Genomic DNA, 11,733 nt, shown 5'->3' with positions numbered 1-11,733 from the left:
AAAAATATGACTTATGAAAGTTTAAAACCTTTAATATATAAATTAGATCCAGAAAATGCCCATGCTTTAGCTGAATTTAGTATGCGAACGCTAGATTGTATATTTCCTGGAGGGCTTAGTTTTTTTGCAAAAGATTGTATAATAAATGATGAAATTTTAAATCAAGAAATTTTTAATTTAAATTTTTACAATCCTGTGGGTTTAGCAGGTGGCTTTGATAAAAATGCAACTATGATAAGACCGCTAAGTGCTTTAGGTTTTGGCTTTTTAGAATATGGAACTTTCACCCCAAAACCTCAAAATGGCAACGAAAAACCTAGACTTTTTAGACTTGTTGAACAAGAAAGTATTCAAAATGCTATGGGTTTTAATAATAAAGGTAAAGATGCTATCGCAAAAGAAGTAAAAAAAGTCTATCCTTTTAGCATACCTTTAGTAGCAAATATAGGCAAAAATAAAATCACTCCAAATGAAGAAGCTATTAATGATTATATTATTTTATTAAAAGAATTTAAAGATTTGTGCGATTTGTTTGTGATTAATATATCCTCTCCAAATACCAAAAATTTAAGAGATTTACAAAGTGAGGAATTTGTAAACACCCTATTTAATCAAGCAAAAGAAATCACAAAAAAACCTGTGATTTTAAAAATTGCTCCAGATATGAGTATAGATAGTGCAATTTCACTTTGCAAAAGTGCTATTAGTGCAAAAGCTGATGGTATTATCATGGCAAATACTAGTATAGATTATTCTTTAATTGATAATACAAGAACCTTTGGTGGAATTAGTGGTAGATTAATCACTCAAAAAAGTGCGACATTTTTTAAAGAAGTAGCTAAAGAAATTTATCAAGATACTATTTTAATAGCAAGCGGTGGTATAGATAGTGCTGAACTTGCTTATGAACGCATTAAAAATGGGGCTAGTTTGGTTCAAATTTATACAGCTATGATTTTCAAAGGACCAAGCATTGTTAAAAATATCAATCAAGGATTAATTGAACTTTTAAAACAAGATGGTTTTAATCATATTAGTCAAGCTATAGGAGTTAATTTTAAATGATTAATTATAAAAAAATCACCCTTGAAAATGAACTTGAAATTTACACTTTACCTGTAAATAAAAAAAGCGGGGTTATAAGTGTAGATATTTTTTATAAAGTTGGCTCAAGAAATGAAAAAATGGGAAAAAGCGGCATAGCTCACATGCTTGAACATTTAAATTTTAAAAGTACAAAAAATTTAAAAGCAGGCGAATTTGATGAGATAGTCAAGGGTTTTGGTGGAGTGGATAATGCAAGTACTGGTTTTGACTATACGCATTATTTTATAAAATGCTCTAGTGAAAATTTAGACAAATCTTTGTGGCTTTTTGCTGAATTAATGCGTAATTTAAATTTAAAAGATGATGAGTTTCAGCCTGAAAGAAATGTAGTTTTAGAAGAAAGGCGTTGGAGAACTGATAATAATCCTTTAGGATATTTATATTTTAGATTATACAATCATGCCTTTTTACATCATCCATATCATTGGACTCCAATAGGCTTTTTTAAAGATATACAAAATTGGAAAATAGGAGATATACAAGATTTTCATCAAACTTTTTATCAACCCAAAAATGCTATTTTGCTTGTGAGTGGCGATATTAATGAAGATGAAGTTTTCAATCTTGCTAAAAAACATTTTCAAGATATAAAAAACACCAAAGAAATCCCTATAGTTCATGAAAAAGAACCTGAACAAGATGGTGCTAAACGCGTGATCTTGCACAAAGAAAGCGATACGCAACTACTAGCACTTGCATACAAAATTCCTGCATTTAATCATGAAGATATGCCAAAACTTTGCGCATTGAGTGAGCTTTTAGGAAATGGAAAAAGTTCTTTAATAAGTGAAATTTTAATTGATAAATTAGAACTAATCAATGAATTTTATGCCTATGCAAGTGAAAATATAGATGAGAATTTATTTATATTTATTTGTGTTTGTAATGAAGGTATAAAAGCAGAAGATGTTGAAAAAGAGCTTTTGAAAATTCTTGAAGATGTAAAAAATGCCAAATTTGATGATGCTATCATGGAAAAAATCAAAAATACCGTAAAAAGTGATTTTATTTTTTCACTAAGCAATGCAAGTAGCGTTGCAAATATTTATGGATCTTATCTTGCAAAGGGTGATTTAAAACCTTTGCTTGATTATGAAAAAAATATAGAAAATCTAAGCAAAGATGATTTAATTCATTGTGCTAGAAAATACTTCAATGAAGACAAATCTACAACAATAATCTTAAAAAGGGGCGAAAATGGACAATAACATCATCATAGGAGCAATGACAGCTTTAATAACTCCATTTAAAAATGGAAAATTAGATGAGCAAACTTACCATAAACTTATCAAAAGACAAATCGCAAATGGAATTGATGTAGTAGTGCCTGTTGGAACAACCGGAGAAAGTGCCACCTTAACCCATGAAGAGCATAGAATTTGTATAGAAATAGCACTAGATGCATGCAAAGGAAGTTCTTGTAAGGTTTTAGCAGGAGCAGGAAGCAATGCCACACATGAAGCTGTAAGTTTAGCTAAGTTTGCACAAGAGCATGGAGCTGATGGAATTTTAAGCGTTACTCCATATTATAACAAACCCACACAAGAAGGTTTATATCTTCATTATAAAGAAATAGCAAAAAGTATAGATATACCTGTACTTTTATATAATGTCCCAGGAAGAACAGGGTGTGAGCTTCAAACAGAAACTATTATAAGATTATTTAGAGATTGTGAAAATATTTACGGAGTAAAAGAAGCTAGTGGAAGCATTGATAAGTGCGTTGATTTGCTAGCGCATGAACCTAGAATGATACTTTTAAGCGGGGAAGATGCGATTAATTATCCTATACTTTCAAATGGCGGTAAGGGTGTGATTTCAGTTACTTCAAATTTACTTCCTGATATGATTTCAAAATTAACTCATCTAGCTTTAAAAGAAAAATACATTGAAGCTAAAAAAATCAATGATGAGTTATATAATATTAATAAAATTTTATTTTGTGAAAGCAATCCTATACCTATTAAAGCGGCAATGTATATAGCAGGTTTAACCCCTACTTTAGAATATCGTTTGCCACTTTGCAAACCTAGTGATTGCAATTTAACAAAAATAGAAGCGATTATGAAAAACTATAACATAAAAGGATTTTAATGGATACTTTTTTTCAAAATAAAACTTTAGTAATTAGCGGTGGAACAAGAGGGATTGGTAAAGCTATTGTATATGAGTTTGCAAAAGCAGGAGCCAATGTAGCTTTTACTTATAATTCTAATGCAGATTTAGCTCAAGAAATTGTGAAAGATTTAGAAAATAATTATAAAATCAAAGCAAAGGCTTATGAATTTAATATACTTGAACCAGAAACATATAAAGAGTTGTTTGAAAAAATCGATCAAGATTTTGATAGAATAGATTTTTTCATCTCTAATGCTATCATTTCAGGTCGTGCCGTTGTAGGTGGATATACTAAATTTATGAAATTAAAGCCAAAAGGTATTAATAATATTTTCACAGCAACCGTAAATGCTTTTGTTGTTGGAGCACAAGAAGCGGCAAAAAGAATGGAAAAAGTTGGTGGGGGTAGTATATTATCTATTTCTTCAACAGGAAATTTAGTTCATATTGAAAATTATGCTGGTCATGGTACAGCTAAAGCAGCGGTTGAAGCTATGGCAAGATATGCTGCAACCGAGCTTGGTTCTAAAAATATCCGTGTAAATGTAGTTAGCGGTGGACCAATTGATACTGACGCGCTTAAAGCATTTACAAATTATGAAGAGGTAAAAAATGCAACTATCAATCTTAGTCCGCTAAACCGCATTGGACAGCCACAAGATCTAGCTGGCGCATGTTTATTTTTATGCTCTGATAAGGCAAATTGGATCACAGGCCATACTTTGATCGTAGATGGTGGCACCACCTTTAAGTAATATTACCTTAAGGGTGCTTTATAAAGGATTTTAAAAGTATGAATTTACCCAATATCTTAGCTTTTATAAGGATATTATTAGCTCCACTTTTGTTTTTTTTACTTATTAATGATTTTGAAAATATCCATCCTAGTTGGGTAAATTATTTTGCTTGTGTTATTTTTAGCATAGCTGCTTTAACTGATTTTTTCGATGGCTATATTGCAAGAACTTGGAATCAAACTACTAAACTTGGAGCTATTATAGATCCTTTAGCAGATAAAATGCTTATTCTAGCTGCATTTTTAGGGTTATTACTTACGCAAAAAGCTGATCCATGGATGGTTTACATTATCTTAGTAAGAGAATTTTTCATCACCGGCTTTAGAGTGGTTATGATAAGTGAAAAATTTGATGTAAGTGCTTCTTTTGCAGGCAAAATAAAAACAACTTTTCAAATGATAGCTATTATATTTTTAATCATGCAATGGCCTTTTGCTAATACATTGTTATTTATTGCTTTAGTGCTTACACTTTATTCAGCTTTTGAATACATACTAGCTTATGTAAAACATTTAAAAAAGGTATAAATTGAAATCATATTTATTTTTATTTATTATCTTAGCTATTGGCTTTAAATTTTATTCTTTTAGTTTTTTAATAACACTTTTAGTGATATCTTTTTTAATTTTTTTTCACGAATTAGGACATTTTTTAGCTGCAAAACATATGAGGGTTGATGTAGAAATTTTTAGCATAGGTTTTGGAAAAGCTATTTTTAAAAAAACTTACAAAAATACAGAGTATCGCTTATCTGCTCTACCTTTTGGTGGTTATGTTAAACTTAAAGGACAAGATGATTTAAATCCTAGTGAAAAAAATTATGAGCCAAATAGCTATAACACTTTAAATCCTTTAGCTAGAATTTATATACTTTTTGCGGGACCATTTTTTAACTTTTTTCTAGCATTTTTACTTTATATAGCCATAGGTTTTTTAGGGGTTCAAAAACTTGCACCTGTTGTTGGAGATATAGCGCCAAACTCAGCTGCACAAAAAGCAAATTTACAAATTGGAGATAAAATCCTAGCTATAGATGGAGTTAAAATTCAAAGTTTTGAAGAAATTGGCAAACTTGTTCACGCAAAACCAACCCTGCTTGACATAGAACGCGATAATAAATTTATCAATATCACTTTAACACCGCAAATTGACCAAGGCTATAATGAGTTTTATCAAAAAGTTCAAAAACCTCTTATTGGTATAGCACCTAAGGGTGAGTTTGTTACTATTTATCACTCAGGAATTAGCAGTTTAAAATATGCTTATGAAGAAAGCATAGAAGCTTCTTTGCTTATTTTTAAAGGTCTTGCTAAAATCATCAGTGGGGAATTAGATGCTAAAAATATGGGTGGAATCATCACTATGGTGGATATAACCTCCAAAGCAGCAAATACTAGTATAGTAGTTTTATTTTTAATCACAGCTTTAATTTCCATCAATCTTGGAGTACTAAATTTACTTCCGATACCAGCACTAGATGGAGGACATATACTTTTTAATCTTTATGAATTAATTTTTAAAAAAGAAGTACCAAAAGTATGTTTTGAATATCTTAGTTATTTTGGCATGGCTTTGCTTTTAAGCTTAATGGTATTTGTAACTTACAATGACATTACTCGTTTTATGAGCAATTAATAAGTCCTAGTAGCAAAATCATAGCGATTAAACTCGGCTATACTATTTTTACGATAAAAGCTATTATAAAATTGCTTACTTAAACTTTGCTCATAATTTAGTCTAAACTTAACCCACATTGCCGTTTGATCTTTTGCACTTGTTTTTTCATCTTGATAATTAAGTGATAAATCCAAAATAGAAATTGGAGAATAAGTAATGTTATACTGATTTTGTGTTTCTTTCATGTTAGAATTTACATTTAAAACACTTAAATAAGGTAAATCAAATATAACCCCAAACTCTGTACTATCATCACTATTATTTTCTTTTATATCATAATGATTGGCATATGCTTTAAAATATTGACTAAATTGCAATTCAGCACCAAAACTATTTTTTGCATAAGCTTGTTTATATTGATCATTAAAATAATTAAAACCCAAATTGATTTCATCAAATTCATAACGATTAATAATTCCCAAAGAATAAGCTTGCTCTAACTGCCCTATTCTTGCTTGTTTTTCTAAAAGTAAAGTAGCATTATCATAATCTAAAATTGAGTTGATATTTTTAATATTTACATTTAAAGCGTTATAATCTAAACTAGCTTCTGTTTTGTCCTTTGAGCTTAAATTTAAAACCTGCGCTAAAGAATTACTAGCAAAAGTACCAAAATCAACATTTTGAGCTTGATACTCTTGTGGTTTTTGAAAAAATACTTGTTTAGAAATTGCATTTGTTTTTTGTTCTTTAGTTATATTAACATCACCCTCACTTAAGCTTTCTTCTAAATTAGAAGCAAGCACATTTAAACATATACAACTTAAAAAAATGTATTTTTTCATTTAACCTCTTATTAAATATGTTTTTTATGCTCTATTTCGCTTATCATTTTTTCATTTATATCTTGAATTTGCTTAATATGTGCATAAATTTTTCTTTCCTCTTTGACTATTTGATTGTTTCTTATACAATCAAATAATTTTTCTATATAAGAATTTAAATTTTGATTTAAAACATAAATATTACTTGTAGAATCAAATTTGGCTAAATTTTTATCTTCTATATCTTCTATTTTGGAATTAATCACACAAGAGCAAGCTAAATATGTTTTTAAACAACACTCTAAATAAAGCAATATTTTATTAGTATCAACACTTGTCTTAGAAATCTCATCTAATAAAATTTTAGCTTTTTCATCAACACCGGTAAACACCTCTTGGAATTCTTCTAAACTTGAGTTAGATTTTTTAGCAACTTTATAAGCTTCATTAGTTATGTTTTTAATATTACTCATTTGCTCTATTGATACTTTAATCATCACAGAAATTTCTTTGGCGGCCTCTTGAGTTTTTTCAGCTAAATGTCTTACCTCATCTGCAACTACCGCAAAACCTCTACCATGCTCTCCTGCACGAGCTGCCTCAATAGCTGCATTTAATGCTAAAAGATTGGTTTGCTCTGTAATATCTTCTATAATAGATATAAAAGAAGAAACATTATTAATTTGCTGTGAAAAAGTATCCATTAAAGTATGAATTTGAGTGATATTTTCACCTAAATTTTGCAAATCGACTGAAATTAATTCTGCATTTTTGGCACTTTTTGAAGAATGAGTAGAAATATCATTTGCCTGCTCATATATATCATGCATAGTGCTTGCATTATCATTTAATTTCACATTAATCAAAGCTAATTCTTTTTGCAAAGAATCTGACATATCCTTAGAAACATTTTCAACGACAATACTTCTTATGGATAAATTTTGAGTTTTTTCTATTTCTAAAGTAGCTTCATTAATAATTTTAGCATTATATGCGAAAGTACCCATTAAGCCTTCTAATCTTGCTTTTCTATAAAATCTTTGTTCTTTTACAGCTAAAATAGCATTAAGAATTTCTCTGTTAAAAGCCTCCATTTGATCAGCTAAATCATTCACAACCCAACTTAATTTTCCTACTCCAGATTTTGGAACAGCTATATGAGTAATTCTTGCTTCCAAATTTCCTTTTGTAAGCTCATTTAAAACTTGAGTAATCCTTAAAACTTCTTTATTTCTATAATAAGCACTAGCAAGCCCAAATAACACCACTAAAGTTCCAATCACACAAAAAATAAAACCAAAAATATTATTTTCTACTATTTCCAAGATTGCCATCAAACAAAATAAAAATAAAGCAAAATAATTTACAGATTGATTGATATTATATTGATAAAACCAATTCTTCATAACTCATCCCTTTTGTATTTAAATAATCATCAAGTTTCTTCCTTGATGCACCTTTTCCACCTTTTTGCTCTTCAATCAAAAGCTCTTTGTATAATTTTTCTATTTTTTCAACTGCTTCTTTTTTGGGTTTTAAACGCATAGAATAATACCCAACAACTTCTCCTTTGGAATCAAACGAAGGACTGATAAAAGCCAAAACCCAATAAAATGATCCATCTTTTGATAGATTCTTAACATAAGCTATAATCTCTTTTTTACTCTTAAGTCTTTCCCAAAGTAATTCAAAAACAACTTTTGGCATATCCGGATGACGCACTATGTTATGAGGTTTTCCCAATAATTCTTCCTCACTATAGCCCGAAAGAGAAATAAAGATTCTATTGCAATATATGATTTTTCCTGTAGTATCTGTTTTGGAAATAATCATTTGTCCGTCATTGAAAAATTTTTGATTATTATTTGGCAAAATTTTTCTTTTCATATACCCTCCTTAAAATATTAATTTTAATATACCAATATATAAAATTAATAAATCAAGGATTAAATAAGTCCTTTTTTAAGCTTTCTAATTAAGAATCTTGCAGGATGTAAGGCATGTAAAAATTCTTTTTTTATTCTTGGCTCATCAAAAATCAATGAGCTCATCACTCTAGCACAAACAATAGCACTAGCAAAAGCTCTAGATCCATGAGCAATAGAAAAATACAAAGGAATAAAATCATTTGGCATGACTTGATTTTTATTTTTATGCCATAAAAGTGCTTTATAATTTTGCATATAAAAATTTTCATCATAGGCTTGACCTGCTATGGCAAATCTATCACTAGAATATGATCTAAATCCTACTTTACCGCCCATTATCTCTAAATTTTCATCATGTAAAAACTCTTTTACATTTTCAATATTTTGTAAATCATCATTTTTTAAAAGCGTTGTATCTTGATTAAGCCTATCATAACTTGCGCCAATAAGTTGTAAATTAAGCTCCTCATTAATAGGACAAATATATCCTTTAGAAGATAAGGCATGCGGGTTTTTTAAAAATGGTTTTAAATGAGTACATTGACCTCTTACACTACTTAATTTCATATATTTATACTCTAAAAAATTCTTAACATCAGCACCTTGAGCATAGATTAACACATCATAATCTTTTAAAATTTTTTGATTATTAAAATTTAAAAAAAACTTTTCATTTTTATAAGAATAATCTTTAAATTCATACTCAAAAAATACTCTAGCCTTGCTTTTTTGCAAAAGTGTCTTCACAAGCTCTTGAGGTTTTATACAAAATCCATCTTTTAAAAAGGCTTGATTGTTAATAATTTCAAATAAAACATTATCTTTTTGACTATCAAAACGCTCTTGCATAAGCTCATTATGAGCAAATTCATAAACCCCTTGTGGAATTAAATTTAAAATTTGTCTATAAAATCTACTTGCTTCTAAAAAAGCATATTGTGAAAACTCGCCCAATAAAACATCGGGTTTTAAAATCAAAGAGCTTAAAATTCCATTGATATTTCCAGAAGCGCCTTTTCCTAATGAATTTTCTTTTTCAAAAACATCTACTTGAACATTTCTTAAAGAAAGCTCATAAGCCATGCTTGCTCCGGCTATACCTGCTCCAATAATAGCTATTTTTTGAATCTCTTTTTTTAAAGATGGGGTATTAAAATATGCAAATTTATCTTCAAATTCTAAACCATTAAAAATGGCTTGTATCATTTCTCTTTTTCTAAAACCTTTTATCTTTTGCACTTGAAAATTGTTGTTAATTAAAGCCTTTTTTAAAACACTAGCAGAAGAAAAAGTTAAAATCTTAGCATTTATTTTTGAGTTTTTAGCAACATCGTTTATAATATTATCATCAAACATATCTTGATTTTTAGAAGGTGAAAAACCATCTAAATACCAAATATTTGCCTTAAAGTCTAAATTTTGTAGATTTTCTTTAGCATCACCAAACACCAAATCTAAAAAACAATCTTGAAAATAAAACCTATAAACTCCATCCTTGCATGGAGGATAAAAATTTAAAAATTGCTCTAAAACTTCTTTAAATTCCTCATAAAAACCAAGTTTTTTATAAATTTCTCTTAATTTATCTTTTTCTATATAAAAATTTTCAAAGCTAAGATAAAAAAGTCTTTGATTGTGTTTTTTTTCTTTTAAAAAACGCTTTAATGTAAGAAAGAAATTTAAGCCTATACCAAAACCAAGTTCTGCTACAATAGTTTGTTTGTTTTCAAAGTCAAAAGCATTTGTATATATAAATTTGCTTTCACTTAAACCATCACTAGAATTAAAATAATAATCATCAAAATCCAAAGAAAAAGGCGCATTATTTTTTATAATAATATTTGCTTTTTTCATTGATTCTTATAAAAATAACTTTCAATTCCATTGGCAATGCCAATGGCCAATAATTCTTGGAAATTTTTATTTGTCAATCTATTTCTTTCACTAGGATGACTAATATAACCTGTTTCAATCAAAATCGCTGGCATTTGTGCTCCTACTAAAACCCAAAACGGAGCCTCTCTAACCCCGCCATCAACAACTTTATATTTTTTTCTTACATTGCTCAAAATTTTTTTCTGCACATCGATAGCTAATTTATTTGAAGCAACTATTTTTTCACGATTTAAAAAATTTAAAAATGTTTGCTTGGAAAAATAATTCATTTCTTCAAAATCTGATTGATTTTCTGCTTCAGCAGCTTTTTTACTTCTTTCGCTTCTTGCAGGAGATAAAAAGAAAGTTTCAATTCCTTGTAAAGTCTTAGCTCTTTGTTTATTTGGTGCTGCATTTGCATGGATAGAAATAAACAAATCTGCCATTTTCTCATTAGCCATGGAAGTTCTATCTCTAAGGTTTATAAATTTATCAGTACTTCTTGTGTAATAAATTTTATATCCTCTTTTTTTTAGCTCATTTCCAAGTTTTAAAGCCACACTTAAAACTACATCCTTTTCTCTAACACCCTTATCTCCTAAAGTTCCTGGATCCTTACCTCCATGACCTGGGTCAATTACTATAATTTTGCCTGATTTTTTGATAGTAGCTTTTGCTGCTTTTGAAGTATTTTTTACTGGCGTTTTTTTAATCTTTTTCTCAAATCCTACAAATAGCTCATCATCATCCAAATCAAGACTAGTCTTAAAATCACTAGTAGAATTTAAAACAATTCTTACTGTAGTTTTATTAAACTGCACTATTGTGATAGATTGATTTTTATTAATATCAATTTTTTTTCTATCGCCTTCTAGAATGGCTTCAAAACTCACAATAGAGCGATACATTTTACCATCTTTAAAAGAGTTGATTTTAATATCTTCAATATCAATATCATTATTTAATTTTAAATTAACACCACTTTTATCTTTACTTGATTTTAAAATATATAAAGGTTCATTTCTAACAACTTCTTTTTTAACTTCTGTTTTTTTAATCTCGCTTTGTTTTTTAACTATAGGTTTAGGTTCTTCTTTTTTTTCTATTTTTTCAAGTCCCATAAAAAGACTTTGATCTTTAAGCTCTATTTTTACTTTTAACTCTTTTTTAGAACTCAAAACTAAACGCATGCTAGTTGGATTAAATTGTGATACAATAATATCAAAATCTTTAAATTCAAAATTTCTCTTTGGCCCTTTTAAAATTCCATCAAAATCTGCAACATAACGAAAATTATCACCTTTTAAAGTAAAATTTTTTATATCTTTTTGGCTAATTTTTTCACTCAAATCAAGCAAAATACCATTATCTAATTTTTTAACATCAAGAATAAAAAGCTCTTTTTGTGCCGAAGTTTTTTTATCTTCTTTTTTATCTTCTTTTTTATCTTCTTTTTTATCTTCTTTT

11 protein-coding genes are annotated in these 11,733 nt (G+C 28.6%); 6 read left to right on the top strand and 5 right to left on the bottom strand.

The window, feature by feature from the left end; genetic code table 11:
- The first annotated feature begins 6 nt into the window (after positions 1 to 6).
- The 6 genes from L8X50_RS02015 to rseP are packed head-to-tail and all read left to right on the top strand — an operon-like array spanning position 7 to position 5,657.
- A complete protein-coding gene (locus L8X50_RS02015) occupies positions 7 to 1,065 on the top strand; it encodes a quinone-dependent dihydroorotate dehydrogenase (RefSeq protein WP_133319237.1) in 1,059 nt (352 codons plus the stop codon).
- Complete coding sequence (locus L8X50_RS02010) at positions 1,062 to 2,315, top strand: M16 family metallopeptidase (protein WP_263660264.1); 1,254 nt, start codon at positions 1,062 to 1,064, stop codon at positions 2,313 to 2,315. Before L8X50_RS02015 ends, L8X50_RS02010 begins: the two co-directional genes overlap by 4 nt.
- Positions 2,305 to 3,201, top strand: coding sequence for a 4-hydroxy-tetrahydrodipicolinate synthase (dapA, locus tag L8X50_RS02005; RefSeq protein ID WP_133319239.1), 897 nt, complete (start codon positions 2,305 to 2,307; stop codon positions 3,199 to 3,201). Before L8X50_RS02010 ends, dapA begins: the two co-directional genes overlap by 11 nt.
- On the top strand, positions 3,201 to 3,980 hold the full coding sequence (locus L8X50_RS02000; protein WP_087689753.1) for an enoyl-ACP reductase: 780 nt from the start codon (positions 3,201 to 3,203) through the stop codon (positions 3,978 to 3,980). Before dapA ends, L8X50_RS02000 begins: the two co-directional genes overlap by 1 nt.
- A 38-nt stretch (positions 3,981 to 4,018) precedes the next feature.
- Positions 4,019 to 4,549: a CDP-diacylglycerol--glycerol-3-phosphate 3-phosphatidyltransferase gene (pgsA, locus tag L8X50_RS01995; RefSeq protein WP_263660263.1), complete on the top strand. Its 531-nt coding sequence runs from the start codon at positions 4,019 to 4,021 to the stop codon at positions 4,547 to 4,549.
- 1 nt (position 4,550) lies between these two features.
- Positions 4,551 to 5,657: an RIP metalloprotease RseP gene (rseP, locus tag L8X50_RS01990; RefSeq protein WP_263660262.1), complete on the top strand. Its 1,107-nt coding sequence runs from the start codon at positions 4,551 to 4,553 to the stop codon at positions 5,655 to 5,657.
- Here the strand turns inward: rseP and L8X50_RS01985 are convergent.
- The 5 genes from L8X50_RS01985 to L8X50_RS01965 form a co-directional block, all read right to left on the bottom strand.
- Positions 5,654 to 6,484, bottom strand: coding sequence for a hypothetical protein (locus L8X50_RS01985; RefSeq protein ID WP_263660261.1), 831 nt, complete (start codon positions 6,482 to 6,484; stop codon positions 5,654 to 5,656). The two genes, rseP and L8X50_RS01985, sit on opposite strands and share 4 nt — an antisense overlap.
- 11 nt (positions 6,485 to 6,495) lie before the next feature.
- Entirely contained in the window at positions 6,496 to 7,293 is a 798-nt protein-coding gene (locus L8X50_RS08300; RefSeq protein ID WP_259443340.1) for a methyl-accepting chemotaxis protein, read from the bottom strand.
- A gap of 550 nt (positions 7,294 to 7,843) precedes the next feature.
- A complete protein-coding gene (locus L8X50_RS01975) occupies positions 7,844 to 8,350 on the bottom strand; it encodes a PAS domain-containing protein (protein WP_133319244.1) in 507 nt (168 codons plus the stop codon).
- A gap of 59 nt (positions 8,351 to 8,409) precedes the next feature.
- Positions 8,410 to 10,245: a bifunctional tRNA (5-methylaminomethyl-2-thiouridine)(34)-methyltransferase MnmD/FAD-dependent 5-carboxymethylaminomethyl-2-thiouridine(34) oxidoreductase MnmC gene (mnmC, locus tag L8X50_RS01970; RefSeq protein WP_263660260.1), complete on the bottom strand. Its 1,836-nt coding sequence runs from the start codon at positions 10,243 to 10,245 to the stop codon at positions 8,410 to 8,412.
- On the bottom strand, positions 10,242 to 11,733 hold a 1,492-nt coding region (locus L8X50_RS01965; protein ID WP_263659585.1), incomplete at its 5' end, for an N-acetylmuramoyl-L-alanine amidase family protein. The genes mnmC and L8X50_RS01965, both read right to left, overlap by 4 nt.

Source organism: Campylobacter sp. CNRCH_2013_0898h (assembly GCF_025772965.1).
Lineage (GTDB): Bacteria > Campylobacterota > Campylobacteria > Campylobacterales > Campylobacteraceae > Campylobacter_D > Campylobacter_D lari_D.
This window is presented reverse-complemented; position numbering and strand designations above follow the sequence as displayed.